This window comes from Actinoplanes sp. NPDC049598, assembly GCF_040675435.1.
In the GTDB taxonomy this organism is placed as follows: Bacteria; Actinomycetota; Actinomycetes; order Mycobacteriales; family Micromonosporaceae; genus Actinoplanes.
In genome coordinates, this window is sequence record NZ_JBFAOX010000003.1 from 290,721 (window position 1) to 304,123 (window position 13,403).

The following is a 13,403-nucleotide window of genomic DNA, read 5'->3' on the forward strand; positions in this document are numbered from 1 at the left end:
GGAGCAGACCGTCGGCGGAGACCGCGATCGCATGCGCGACTCCGGGAACGCGGTCGGCGAAGTTGGCCAGCAGCCAACCGAGATCCTGCGTAGATGTCATGCCTCATGCTCCTTGCCAGCCTGCGAGGACTGCTGCCCTCCCGGAGTCTCCTCCGGGTTGGTCGAATCTTTGGTGCGACCGCGCTGCACACCCCGGTGGTACGCGGACAGGAGCCCGCGGACACCCTCGGGGGTACGGCGCTGAGCGGGGTCACTGCCCCGATCGACACCACCGGGAACGAGCTGCGCCATCGGTGTGCGCTTGGGCAGACCCGCGGTGGTCGTAGTGTCCACCCGGGCCTCGGCCGCCGCCTGCGCGGCCTGCCAGCCCTCGTCGGCCGCGGTACGCCACGGGTTGCTGGCGACGCTGCCGTTGGGGCTGGTCGAACCGGCGCCGTTGGAGGCACCGACACCAACAGTAGCCGGGTCCCGGTCGCGCGACTCGGGTGAGACCGCCTGCTGCGGTACGCCGACCATCCGCGCCGGTTCCCCTGTGGGGATCCGCTGCGAGGTCACCGGCTCGTCGATGCCGTTGGTGGACGGCTTCGCGGGCTCGGCCGGGCGGGCCGTGGTGAACCAGGCCGACTCGAGCTCCCGGAAGATCGGCAGCTCCATCGTCTCGTCGGCGAACTGGCCCTGGCCGTTGTCGCGCTGCCGGGCCGCGTCCTGGGCCGCGGCGATTTGCGCGGCGGCCGTGGCCTGGGCCTCGGCGGCCTGTGCGGCGGCGAGCTCGTGAGCGGCCCGGGCGGCCGCGGCGGCCCGCTGCGCCTCGCCCTGGTCGGCTCCGCCCGAGACCGGGGTGGCCGACACCGGCGTGGCCGACACCGGCCGGGCCGGCGGGGCGGACGACGGGATGGGCGCGATCGGCGGGTTCGTCGGGCGCTCGACCTGGGGCTCGCTGCGCTGCTCCGGGCGGTACCGGGGAAGCTCGGCGGTCATGTCGAGGGCGGCGGCGAGGCTCTCCGGCACGTGCGGCGTCTGGCCCTGCTCCCGGTCGGAGGCGACCGGCGGCCACGCGGGCGGCGCGGCCGAGACCGGGTCGTTGGCCGGCGGGGCGGAGAACGGCGGGGTGGAGACCGGCGGGCCACCGTACGGCGGCGCGGACGGCACCGGGGGCGCCGAGACCGGCGGCACCGGCGGCGCGGAGACCGGCGGCACGAACGGGCTGCGGCCCTGGGACTCCGGGTTGGCCGGGAGCTGGCGCGGGATGGTGGCGCCGAACCCGTTGGTGTCGCCACCGGTGGGCTGGAACCCGTCGCCGTTGCGGCGCTGCGGCAGACCGTCCGGCCCGGCGAAGCCCTGCGGGGCGTCGAAGCCCTGCGGGCTGTCGAAGCCACGCGGCTGCGCGGGCGAGCCGGCCGGGCCCGAGGGCAGCGGCGGGATCGGCTCGTTGCTGCGCGGGCCGTAGAAGCCACCGTTGCCGTTGGAGCCGTTGGCGCCGCCGCCGTTGAGGCCGTTGAGCGAGCCGTTCGAGGAGCCGAAGCCGTTGGATCCGTTCGAGCCGTTGGACGGCGCGCCGGTCAGGTCGGACCAGGCGGGCGCCGAGCGCCCGTTGGTGCCGAGCATGCCGCCGTTGTTCATCGGCGGGTTCGGGTCGAACGGGCGGCCGGTCGGGTAACCGCCGTGGCCGCTCTCCAGCGCGAGCGGCTCGGGCATGCCCGGGCGGCCCTGCTGGTCGTAGCCGGCGCCGACGGCCTGCATGCGGCCGGCCGTGGCGGGTTGCGCGCTGCCGGTCAGGACCGAGAGCGGCAGGCCGACCTCGGCCACCGTGCCCCGGTCGGTCTCGGCCGGGCGGAGCTCGACCTTGACGCCGTGCCGGTTGGCCAGCCGGGCGACCACGACCAGGCCCATCATGCGGGAGACGGCGACGTCCACCGAGGGCGGGTTGGCCAGCCGCTCGTTCAGGTCGCGCAGCTGCTCACGGCTGATGCCGATGCCGCGGTCCTCGACCGTGAGGATGGAGCCGTCACCCAGGCGCCGGGCCTCGACGATGACCGTCGAGTTGGGCGGCGAGAAGGCGGTCGCGTTGTCGAAGAGCTCGGCGACCAGGTGGACCATGTCGTTGACGGCGTGCGCCGCCACCTCGATGTCTCGGTCGATCATGCCGAACTCGATGCGGGTGTAGTGCTCCACCTCGGACTGCGCGGCGCGGAGCACGTCGATCAGGGCGGCCGGCTCGCGCTGCACGCGGGTCGAGTCGGCACCGGCGAGGACCAGGAGGTTCTCGTCGTTACGGCGCATCCGCGTGGCGAGGTGGTCGAGCTGGAAGAGCTCGGCCAGCCGGTCCGGGTCCTCCTCGCCGCGCTCCAGCCGGTCGAGGTGACCGATGAGCCGGTCGACCAGGATCTGGGAACGGCGGGCGAGGTTGACGAACATCGTCGCGACCGAGGCCCGCAGGGCGGCCTGCTCGGCCGCGGTGCGCACCGCCTCGAGGTGAACCGCGTTGAACGCCTCGGTCACCTGACCGAACTCGTCCCGGCTGCGCACCGGCAGCGGCTCGGCGATCTGGTCGGCCACCTGGGCCGGCGTCATCGACGTGGAGAGTTGCGGGTCACGCAGCCGGCTCACCGCGTGGGGCAGGCCGAACTGGGCGACCGAGAGGGCGCCCTGCCGCAGCTCACGCAGCGAGCGGGCCATCGACCGGGCGACCAGCCAGGCGAACAGGATGGCGAGCAGCAGCATGCCGAGCAGGATGCTGGTCTCGATGAAGACCCGCCGGTTCACGTCGTTCCGCAGGTCGGTGGCCTCGGTGACGATCTGCCCGTCCATCGTCTGCTCGATGGCGCGGAACTCCTTGTTGTAGGCCACCATCGCGGCGTCCCACTTCGCGGAGTCGAACGGGATGGCCTTGGTGTTCGTGCCCTGCAGGCTGGTCAGCATCTGGTTGTACGTGGTGGCGCCGCGGCCGGCATCGGTGTCGGTGATGCGGTCGAACATGTCGACCTCGGCCTGCGTGCCGACCGAGTGCAGCGTGGTGCCGGCGAGCTCGAAGCCCGTGTCGGGGATCAGGTACTCGCGGCGGAGGCCGTTGGTCAGCTCGCCCTGGCCGACGATCTTCTGGCCGATGTCGCGCTGCTGGGCGACGTACTCCTTCGCGCGGGCCACGGCGGCCACGGCGCGCAGGTGGTCACTCAGGGTCGTGTCGTCGGAGAGCTGGGCCGACGCGTCCCGCACGGAGAGCAGGTCGTCGATCAGCTTGTTGTACGTGTCCTCGACACCCTTGAGGTCGAGGTCCTGGTTCGCGATCTGGCTGCGCTTGGACGGCAGGTCCTCGAGGTTGCGGTCGAGCCGCAGGAGCAGCGTGCTGACCTTGTCGGGCACGTCGTCCAGGGAGGCCTTCTGCTGCGAGTACGGCACCTTGGCCTGGTCGACCTGGGCGTTCTCGGCGGTGTAGGACTTGAGCGCGTTGGCCTTGACCTGCGTGCTCATGCCGGTGGTGTTGAGGATGATGCCGTAAGCGCGTTCGTTCTGCAGGTGGTCGACGAGACCACCGGCCGCTTGCGACAGCACCGAAAGATTGCGCGCGCGCTCCGCGTTGCTGGCTTCGTCGATGTGGTCGACCAGGCCGCTGACGCCGACGATGATCGTCGCCAGGGTCGGCACCAACATGATCAAGCCTAGCTTCGACCAGATCGGCAGATCACGCAGCCGATCGGCCGGCCGACGGAGACGCGACATGACGCCGGTCGCCGTCTCGGGGCGCTTGCTCACGTCACCGTCCTCCTGATTCGGGCCCGGCATTCGGCTCGCCGGGGCCGCACACGGCCGACTGCCGCGTCGGGCCCCCGAGATTCCATCACGCCGAGTGTCAAAGAGAAAGGCCCATAAGACACGGACCGGTTGTGTGACGCAATGTCTGCGCCGTGGAACCGGGCCGCCTCACTGGCTGTATAGAGGTACTTATCTCAGTGTCACTCGTGTCGATCGACGAGACGCGGGGGTGACGCTCGTCGAACGCGCCCGATCGTAGTGGATCGCGGCAGGAGGAACGATGTCGCGGTCCGACCCGATCGGCAAGGTGAGATGCCCGATTTCGCAGTGTTTGTAGGGACCATTCTGACCGAACGGATGAGGGACACCGCCGAACCGGCAGGCTTACTTGCCAAAGAGCGACTTGTCGGACTCAACCGATCAATTTCGCATATCCCGGTTTGATGACGTCATTGATGATGGCCAGCCGCTCGTCGTACGGGATGAAGGCCGACTTCATCGCGTTGATCGTCAGCCACTGCAGATCCGCGAAGCCCCAGCCGAAGGCCTCCGACAGCAGCGCCATCTCGCGCGACATGGACGTGCCGCTCATCAGGCGGTTGTCCGTGTTGACGGTCACCCGGAACCGCAGATCGTGCAGCAGGCCGATCGGGTGCTCGGCGATCGAGGGCGCGGCCCCGGTCTGCACGTTGGACGACGGGCACAGCTCGAGCGGGATCCGCTTGTCGCGAACATAGGCGGCCAGCCGGCCCAGGACCGTCTCGCCGCCATCGGGCGTACCGGTGATGTCATCGACCAGGCGCACACCGTGACCGAGCCGGTCGGCGCCGCACCACTGGATGGCCTGCCAGATCGACGGCAGGCCGAAGGCCTCGCCGGCGTGGATGGTGAAATGGAAGTTCTCGCGCTGGAGGTACTCGAAGGCGTCGAGGTGACGGGTGGGCGGGAAACCGGCCTCGGCCCCGGCGATGTCGAAACCGACCACGCCGCTGTCCCGGTAGCGCACCGAGAGCTCGGCGATCTCCTGCGAGCGGGCCGCATGGCGCATCGCGGTCAGCAGCACGCCGACCCGGATCGGGGTGCCCAGCGCCGCCGCCTCGGCCGAGCCCGCGGCGATCCCGGCGTTCACCGCGTCGACCACCTGGTCGAGGGTGAGGCCGCGCTCCAGGTGCTGCTCGGGGGCGTACCGCACCTCGGCGTAGACGACGCCGTCGGCGGCCAGGTCGAGCGCGCACTCCTTGGCCACCCGGAACAGGCCCTCCTCGGTCTGCATCACCGCGACCGTGTGGGCGAACGTCTCCAGGTAGCGTTCGAGCGAGCCCGAGTCGGCGGCCGCGACGAACCACTCGCCCAGCGCGGCCGGGTCGGTGGTGGGCAGCTCGTGGCCCACCGCCCCGGCCAGCTCGACGATGGTCGCGGGGCGCAGACCACCGTCGAGGTGGTCGTGCAGCAGCGCCTTGGGCGCCGGAACGATGTCGGAGTAAGCGATGGCGGCCATCAGCCGAGCCTAGAGGGCGGAGACGAATGATCGACGGCGCATTGCCGTACCTGCGGTGCCCGGTCTGCCGGGACGGGCTCCGGCGCGACGACCGGCGGCTGCTGTGCCCGCGCGGGCACAGCTTCGACATGGCCAAGCAGGGGTACGCCGACCTGACCGCCGGCCGCATGCCGCACGTGGGCGACACCGCCGAGATGATCGCCGACCGCGAGGCGTTCCTGGCCGCCGGGCACTACGACTTCATCGCCGGCGCGCTTCCCGGAGCCGACGGCCTCGTGGTCGACGCCGGCACGGGCACCGGCTTCTACCTCGCCCGCGTGCTCGACAAAACGGACGTACAGGGTCTGGGCATCGACGTCTCCAAGCCGGCCCTGCGCCGAGCCGCCAAGATCCACCCGCGCGCGGCCGCCGTGCTGGCCGACCTGTGGCGCCCCCTGCCGATCGCCGACGGCGCCGCGGCGATGATTCTCAACGTCTTCGCGCCCCGCAACGGCGCCGAGTACCGCCGGATCCTGCGCCCGGGTGGGGTGCTGGTCGTCGTCACCCCGGCCGCCGATCACCTGGCCGAGCTGATGCGGGGCCTGATCCGGGTCGACCCGGCCAAGGCGGAAAGGGTGAGCGGGTCACTCGGCGAGCACTTCACCGCCGGCCCCACGACGACGGAGCGCCGGACCCTGCGCCTGTCCGCCGCCGAGGCCCGTACGTTGATCGGCATGACCCCCGCCGCCCGGCACGTTCCCCCGGACGCCATGCCGGAAGGCGCGGTCACCGTCACGGCGGCGGTGGAGATCACCACCTACACCGAGAGGTCGACCTCTTCCCACTCGGCCGGCTTGTCGTGATAGGGCCCGGTGAAGACCACGGCCCACTCCAGCGCCCAGCGCCGCTGGCCGATCGCGTTGGCGTCGATCTCGCCCGGTAACGCCAGGCCGGTCTGCTCGCACTCCTGGAAGGCCCAGTCGAGGCAGTAGTAGAGATCGAGCAGGACGGCCGCCTCGATCGGGTCACGCGGCGACATCAGCGACCGCGACCGCCAGCTGTTGAAACTCTCACCAGCCGGCAGATCCGGCATCTGCGACATGAACCGGCCCTCGGGCGGCGCGGTCGGATCGAGATGGCGGGCCAGGCCGAGCAGCCAGGCGAGGGCGAACACCGCGTCGTGGTGCAGCACGAACGAGCGGTGATCGCCCTTCGCCCCGATCACGAACTGCCACTCCGGCGGTGTGACGAAATCCACCAGGTGTGAGCCGAGCAGCCAGCTCATCGCGGCCTCGGTCGGCATGCCGAAGCAGCGGGCGACCACCACGTGCAGCACCGCCGCCCGCGCCTCGATCTCGGCCGTCGGCCGCAGCTCGATGGTGTCGCCCGCCTCCCAGACCAGCGGGAACCCCGCGGGTGGCAGCGGCAGGCCGAGCCGCCGCAGCTCGTCGAGGCTGGCCTCGCGAACGGCGTGCGGATCGGGTGCGGCCTTCGTCATGGTGCGTCAGGCTATGCGGTCGAGCACCAGCTTTGTAGGGGTGGGGCGCTCCGCGCCGACAGTCACGGCCGCGGCCGCCTCGTCCCGGGCGGCCGGGATGCGGGCCGGGTCGTCGGCGCGAAGCTCCAGGAGCACGTCACCGGCGCGTACGGCGTCACCGGGCTTGACCTTGAGCTGGATCCCGGCGCCGAAACTGACCGGGTCCTCCTTGCGGGCCCGTCCGGCGCCGAGGCGCCAGGCCGCGATGCCGATGCCGTACGCGTCGACGCCGGTCACCACCCCGTCGGCCGCCGCCCGCAGCACCTCGGTCTCGCGCGCCACCGGCAGCGGGGCGTCCGGGTCGCCGCCCTGGGCCCGGATCATGGCCCGCCACGTGTCCATGGCCGCGCCCGACTCCAGAACCTTGGCCGGGTCGGCGTCGACCCCCGCGGCCACCAGCATCTCGCGGGCCAGGGCCAGGGTCAGCTCGACCACGTCGGCCGGGCCGCCGCCGGCCAGCACCTCGACCGACTCGGTGACCTCGTTGGCGTTGCCGACGGCCAGGCCGAGCGGAACGCTCATGTCGGTGAGCAACGCGACGGTGGTGACACCGCTGTCCTGGCCGAGCTGGACCATGGTGCTCGCCAGCTCACGGGCGGTCGCCAGGTCCTTCATGAACGCGCCGGAGCCGACCTTGACGTCGAGCACCAGCGCGCCGGTCCCCTCGGCGATCTTCTTGCTCATGATCGAGCTGGCGATCAGCGGGATCGCCTCGACCGTGCCGGTGACGTCGCGCAGCGCGTACAGCTTGCGGTCGGCCGGGGCCAGGCCCTCGCCGGCGGCGCAGATGACCGCGCCGATCTCCTGCAGCTGCCGCTTGAAGTCGTCGTTGCTCAACTGGGCCCGCCAGCCGGGGATCGACTCGAGCTTGTCCAGCGTGCCACCGGTGTGCCCGAGGCCGCGCCCGGACAACTGCGGGACGGCCACGCCACAGGCGGCGACCAGCGGCGTCAACGGCAGCGTGATCTTGTCGCCGACGCCGCCGGTGGAATGCTTGTCCGCGGTGGGCCGGGTGACCGAGGAGAGATCCAGCCGCTCCCCGCTGGCGATCATGGCGGCGGTCCAGCGGGCGATCTCGGCCGGCGTCATGCCACGCAGCAGGATCGCCATGGCCAGGGCCGACATCTGCTCGTCGGCCACCACACCCCGGGTGTACGCGTCCACGACCCAGTCGATCTGGGCGTCGCTCAGCGTGTGCCCGTCCCGCTTGGCCCGGATGACGTCGACGGCGGCGAACTCACTCATCGATGGAACCTTCCGTCCACTTGGAGGGAATGCCGTCGGGCGCTTCGCCCTCCCCGGCCCAGGCCAGTCCGCCTTCGGCGTCCACCACGACGATCCGGGGGGTACGCGCCTGGCCCCACCCGACCGCCTCGGCGGTGGTGGCGAAGTTCGGGCCCTCCTCGAGGACGCCCTTGGGGGCGTCGCTCTCCTGCGGGCTGCCGCCCGAGCGCTCCCAGTACGCCGTCCAGACGGTCTCGCCGCCGGACAGGTCGGGGTGGACGAAAACGGTGCCGCGCCCCCGCCACTTGGCCAGCTCGGCCGGCACCTCGGGGCCGGACATGGCGCCGTTGACCCGCTCCAGGTCCTCCGGGCCGAACGCGTGCGGCAGCAGCTCGGTCATCCGGATCGGCCCGGTGTGCCACTCGACCAGCAACTCCGGCCCGCCGTGCTCCCAGAGCAGCTGCCGGCAGCGCCCGCACGGCATCAGCGGGTTGCCGGTCGCGTCGACACACGAGAACGCGACCAGGCGCCCCCCGCCGCTCGCGTGCAGCTGACTCACCAGCCCGCACTCGGCACACAGCCCCACGCCGTACGACGCGTTCTCCACGTTGCACCCGACGACCACCCGGCCGTCGTCCACGAGCGCCGCCGCCCCGACCGGAAAGTCGGAGTACGGCGCATAGGCGTGCCGCATGGCCTCGGTAGCGGCGGCACGCAGCCCAACCCAGTCGATCTCCATGCCGCCTATCCTGCCTGACGTGCCGGTACGGATCCCCGTCCCGCCCCTGATCCGCTATTCCGTCATCCTGGGATGCCGCGTGCCCGCTTCGGAGTCATGCGCCCGGAGGCTCCGGCACTGGGCCGAGGTCGTCGGCGCCCCGAGTCAGTGCCGCGAGCACCGTCGGATCCGCATACACCTCGGCGGTGTGCCGCCATTCGGTGAGGAGTTGAGTCACCGGCGCCAGCGTGTCAAGATCCTCCACGGCTCGCAGGGTATCGACGAACTCGATCAGAAGGGTGTGCCTGTCACCCGGTGGGAGGAACCGCGACCAAGGGAAGACCTCGGGCAACAGGTCGAGTACGGCGTCGGCCTGACCGTTGAGGACGATGGTGCGGAAGAGGCGGAGCGCGGCAGAGACGACGGCATGGTCCTGGTCGTAGCGATCGGCCGTCGTGACCACCAGATCGACATCGTCGCGCCGACGTAGCCGAATGGCGTGCGCCCGCGAGCCGGTGAGCGGCTGAAGGGTCGCCTTGGGTTTGTTGATCAAATCGGAGAACGGAGCCTCGGAGACCGGCATACCTTCAAAGTAGTTTGAAGGTATGCCGGTCGTCCACCACTTTCAGCTCTTCACGTAGGGGACGCCGTCGGCGGCGGGGGCTCGGACCCGGCCGACCAGGCCGGCTACGGCGATGATGGTAGCGATGTAGGGGAGCATGTTGAGGAACTGGTTCGGGACCGGGCTGCCGACCGCGCTCAGGTAGTTCGCCAGCTTCTGGGCGAAGCCGAAGAACAGGGCCGCGCCCAGGGCGCCGAACGGGGTCCAGCGGCCGAAGATCAGGGCGGCCAGGGCGATGAAGCCGGCGCCGGCCGTCATGTTCTTGTTGAAGGCGCTGGTCGACACGAGCGTGAAGTAGGCGCCGCCGATGCCGGCGACCACGCCGCCGAGCAGGACGTTCATGTAGCGCAGGCCGCGCACCCGGATGCCGACCGTGTCGGCCGCCGTGGGGTGCTCGCCGACCGCCCGGGTGCGCAGGCCCCAGCGGGTGCGGCGCAGCGCGAAGTGGATCACGAAGACCAGGATCAGGGCGATCCAGACCAGCAGGTTGGTGTCGAACAGCACCGGGCCGACGACCGGGATGTCGGCCAGGCCGGGGATCTTCCACTCGGGCAGGCGCGGCGGCGAGTTGTACTTCAGCGCGTCGGGCTGCATGAGGCGTTCGTAGAGGAAGCCGGTGACGCCGAGCGCGAACAGGTTGAGCACGATACCGACCACGACCTGGTCGACCAGGAAGCGGATGGCGAGCCAGGCCAGCATGGCGGCGATGATGACGCCGCCCACGATGGCGCTCACCAGGCCGGCCCAGACGCTGGTGGCCAGGGTGCCGACCAGGGCCGCGCCGAACGCGCCCATCAGGAACTGGCCCTCGATGGCCACGTTGACCACGCCGGAGCGCTCGCACAGCACACCGGCCAGCGCGCCCAGGATCAGCGGCAGGGCCAGCTCGAGGGAGCCGCTGACCGTGTCGACCAGCGGCAGGAACTTGCCGGCGACCTGCCAGCACAGGAACGACAGGACGAACGTGACGATGCCGAGCCCGAGCAGCCAGGTCTGCCAGCGCTTGGCCACGCCGGCCAGCAGGGTGGCGCCGGCGGCGATGGTGACGATGCCGAACAGGATGGCGCCGAACTGGCCGTTGATCGACAGTGCGGCGCCCTCGGCGTCCTCGCTGAGGGTGAACTTGGCGGTCTTCGACTCGGCCAGCGAGCCGAACACGACCGCCGCGATCAGGCCGATGATGACCAGGGCGACGCCGAGGCGGCGCTGCCGGGTCCAGAACGGATCGGGTGCGGTGATCTCGGTCAGGTCTTCCACGGTCGCGGTCGACATGTGGCTCACCAGCCCTTCGCCATCGAGGCGCCGAGCCGTGCGGTACGGGCGGCGCGGAGCTGGAAGATCGCCTTCACCAGGGCCGGGGCGGCGATGAAGATGACGATCAGGGCCTGGAGCACGGTGACCAGCTCGAGCGAGACACCCGCGTCGACCTGCATCAGGTTGCCACCGGCGCGCAGACCGCCGTACAGGATGGCGGCGAGCAGCGTGCCCCAGGGTTTGTTGCGGCCGAGCAGGGCGACCAGCAGACCGTCGAAGCCGATGTTGCCGGCCACCTGGGCGGTGAGCTTGTCGGCGGTGCCGAGCACCTGGACCGCGCCGCCGAGGCCGGCCAGGCCACCGGCGATGACCATGAGCAGGGTGTACGTCTTGGCGATGCTCATGCCCGCGGTCTTCGCGGCCGGCGGGTTGACGCCGACGGCGCGCAGCTCGAAGCCGAACGGCGACTTGTTGAGCAGCCAGGCCACGGCCGCCGTGGCGATCACCGCGAGGACGATGCCGAGGTGCACCCGCAGCGGCGAGGGCAGGGCGGGCAGCTGGGCCGACGACTCGATGGTCTTGCTGATCGCGTCGGTGCGGTCCGGGTCGCGCACGCCGTTCTGCAGGATCAGCCAGCTCAGGAAGAGCGTGCCGATGTAGTTGAGCATGATCGTGGTGATCACCTCGTGGGCGCCGGTGCGGGCCTTGAGCAGGCCGGGCAGGAAGCCCCAGAGCGCGCCGCCCAGGAAGCCGGCCAGCAGCGCCACCACCAGGTGGAACCCGACCGGCAGGCCGACGGCGAAGCCGACCACGCCACCGGTGATGCAGCCGATGACCGCCTGGCCCTGGCCGCCGATGTTGAACAGGCCGCCGCGGAAGGCGAGCGCGACCGACAGACCGGTGAAGACCAGCGGCGCCGCGTAGGTGAGGGTCTCGGAGATCGACCCGAACGCGCTCTGCCAGGTGCCGGTGCCGTCGAACCAGGCCTGGAACGCGGCCGGGTCGAAGATCGCCCCCTTGAACAGGTCGCCGTAGGCGTGGCTGATCAGGTCCCAGCTGGCGTTGAAGGCGTCACTGGGCCGCGAGGTGAAGTACGAGAACGTGGCGAGCACGTCGCTGTCGGAGACCACGATCAGGATGGCGCCGATGACCAGCGCCAGGAAGATCGAGAGGAACGTGACCGTGACGGTGTTCGCCGACCAGAGGTTCTGCACGAAGAGCGAGACGAACGACTCGTTCTTCTCCTCCTCCCTCTTCTTCTCCGGAGGCGCTACTTCGGTGGTCACTGGCCGTCCTCTTCGTCGTGGGCACCGGTGATGCCGGCCATCAGCAGGCCGAGCTCCTCACGCGGGGTGTCCGGCGAGACGATCGCGAGGACGCGACCCCGGTACATGACCGCGATCCGGTCGGCCAGGCCGACCACCTCGTCGAGCTCGCTGGAGACCACGAGCACGGCGGTGCCGTTGTCGCGCTCGTGAATGATCTGCTTGTGGATGAACTCGATCGAGCCGACGTCCACGCCGCGGGTCGGCTGGGAGGCGATGAACAGCTTGAGCGGCCGCGACATCTCCCGCGCCACGACGACCTTCTGCTGGTTGCCGCCGGAGAGGGTGCCGACCGCGGACTGCGGTGAGGAGACCCGGATGTCGAACTGCTCGACCCGCTCGGCCGCGTTGACCGCGATCGCCTTCGGGTTGAGCTTGTACGAGCTGCCGTACGGCTCCCGGTCGTACATGTCGAGCACGAGATTCTCCGCGACCGAGAAGTCCTTGACGACGCCGTCGAGGCTGCGGTCCTCGGGCACGTAGCCGACTCCGGAGCGCAGCACCTGCTTGGTGCTCTTGCCGATCAGCGGGTCGTCCAGGAGGTGAACCGTACCGGCCCGGGCCGGGCGCAGGCCCATGATCGCCTCGACCAGCTCGGTCTGCCCGTTGCCCTGCACGCCCGCGATGCCGAGCACCTCGCCGGCCCGGACGGTCAGGTCGACGCCGTCGACGGCGCGGACGCCGCGGTCGTCGTCGACGATCAGGCCGGCCACCTTGAGCACCTCGCCCTGGGGGTCGGCCGGGCCCTTGGTCACCTCGAGGCTGACGTCGCGGCCGACCATCAGGGCGGCGAGCTCGTCTTCCGAGGTGTCGGGGGTGGCGGTGCCTACGGTGCGGCCGCGCCGGATGACCGTGATCCGGTCGGCGATCGCCTTGACCTCACGCAGCTTGTGGGTGATGAAGACGATCGACTTGCCGGTCTCGGCCAGCGAGCGCATGACCGCGAGCAGCTCGTCGGTCTCCTGCGGGGTGAGCACCGCGGTCGGCTCGTCCAGGATCAGCAGGTCGACGTCGCGGGTGAGGGCCTTGACGATCTCGACCCGCTGCTGGGCGCCGACCGGCAGGTTCTCCACCAGGGCGTCGGGGTCGACCGGCAGGCCGTACTTCTGGGAGGTCTCCAGCACGTCGCGGCGGTTGCGGCGCCGGTCGAGCCAGCCGAGCGGGCCGCCGCGCACCTCCTCGGCCCCGAGCGCGATGTTCTCGGCCACGGTGAAGACCGGGACCAGCATGAAGTGCTGGTGGACCATGCCGATGCCGGCGGCGATGGCGTCGCGGGGGCTGCGGAAGACCTTCTTCTCGCCGTCGACCAGGATCTCGCCCTCGTCCGGCTGGAGCAGGCCGTACAACTGGTTCATCAGCGTCGACTTGCCGGCGCCGTTCTCGCCGAGAAGGGCGTGGACCTCACCCGGCTCGACCGTGATGTCGATGTGGTCGTTGGCCACCAGGTCGCCGAAGCGCTTGGTGATGCCGCGCAATTCGAGTCTCAGCGGAATCCC

Annotated in this window: 10 protein-coding genes and 1 pseudogene; 1 reads left to right on the forward strand and 10 read right to left on the reverse strand. The window is 70.9% G+C overall.

Annotated features, from left to right (window positions below; all coding sequences use genetic code 11):
• From AB0J66_RS10060 to AB0J66_RS10070, 3 genes and pseudogenes are all read right to left on the reverse strand, one after another.
• Positions 1-100, reverse strand: a pseudogene (locus AB0J66_RS10060) (roadblock/LC7 domain-containing protein); the annotation flags it as partial.
• Positions 97-3,750, reverse strand: a complete 3,654-nt coding sequence (locus AB0J66_RS10065; RefSeq protein ID WP_364658056.1) for a nitrate- and nitrite sensing domain-containing protein — start codon at positions 3,748-3,750, stop codon at positions 97-99. The pseudogene AB0J66_RS10060 and the gene AB0J66_RS10065, both read right to left, overlap by 4 nt.
• A 412-nt stretch (positions 3,751-4,162) precedes the next feature.
• Entirely contained in the window at positions 4,163-5,248 is a 1,086-nt protein-coding gene (locus AB0J66_RS10070; RefSeq protein WP_364658059.1) for an adenosine deaminase, read from the reverse strand.
• Positions 5,249-5,274: 26 nt separating this feature from the next.
• Here AB0J66_RS10070 and AB0J66_RS10075 point away from each other — a divergent pair, with 26 nt between their 5' ends.
• Complete coding sequence (locus AB0J66_RS10075) at positions 5,275-6,090, forward strand: putative RNA methyltransferase (RefSeq protein ID WP_364658062.1); 816 nt, start codon at positions 5,275-5,277, stop codon at positions 6,088-6,090.
• Here AB0J66_RS10075 and AB0J66_RS10080 read toward each other — a convergent pair.
• The 7 genes from AB0J66_RS10080 to AB0J66_RS10110 form a co-directional block, all read right to left on the reverse strand.
• Positions 6,045-6,725, reverse strand: a complete 681-nt coding sequence (locus AB0J66_RS10080; RefSeq protein ID WP_364658065.1) for a DUF4272 domain-containing protein — start codon at positions 6,723-6,725, stop codon at positions 6,045-6,047. The two genes, AB0J66_RS10075 and AB0J66_RS10080, sit on opposite strands and share 46 nt — an antisense overlap.
• A gap of 6 nt (positions 6,726-6,731) precedes the next feature.
• Positions 6,732-8,009, reverse strand: a complete 1,278-nt coding sequence (locus tag AB0J66_RS10085) for a thymidine phosphorylase (RefSeq protein WP_364658067.1) — start codon at positions 8,007-8,009, stop codon at positions 6,732-6,734.
• Positions 8,002-8,727 carry a cytidine deaminase gene (locus AB0J66_RS10090; protein ID WP_364658069.1) on the reverse strand — a complete coding sequence of 242 codons (726 nt, stop codon included), beginning with the start codon at positions 8,725-8,727 and terminating at the stop codon, positions 8,002-8,004. Before AB0J66_RS10090 ends, AB0J66_RS10085 begins: the two co-directional genes overlap by 8 nt.
• A 94-nt stretch (positions 8,728-8,821) precedes the next feature.
• Positions 8,822-9,289 (reverse strand): hypothetical protein, encoded by a 468-nt coding sequence (locus tag AB0J66_RS10095; RefSeq protein WP_364658071.1) that lies wholly within the window; start codon positions 9,287-9,289, stop codon positions 8,822-8,824.
• A 42-nt stretch (positions 9,290-9,331) separates the two neighbouring features.
• Positions 9,332-10,600 (reverse strand): ABC transporter permease, encoded by a 1,269-nt coding sequence (locus AB0J66_RS10100; RefSeq protein ID WP_364658073.1) that lies wholly within the window; start codon positions 10,598-10,600, stop codon positions 9,332-9,334.
• Positions 10,601-10,605: 5 nt separating this feature from the next.
• Positions 10,606-11,868: an ABC transporter permease gene (locus AB0J66_RS10105; RefSeq protein ID WP_364658076.1), complete on the reverse strand. Its 1,263-nt coding sequence runs from the start codon at positions 11,866-11,868 to the stop codon at positions 10,606-10,608.
• Positions 11,865-13,382 carry an ABC transporter ATP-binding protein gene (locus tag AB0J66_RS10110; RefSeq protein ID WP_364658079.1) on the reverse strand — a complete coding sequence of 506 codons (1,518 nt, stop codon included), beginning with the start codon at positions 13,380-13,382 and terminating at the stop codon, positions 11,865-11,867. Before AB0J66_RS10110 ends, AB0J66_RS10105 begins: the two co-directional genes overlap by 4 nt.
• Positions 13,383-13,403: the final 21 nt, after the last annotated feature.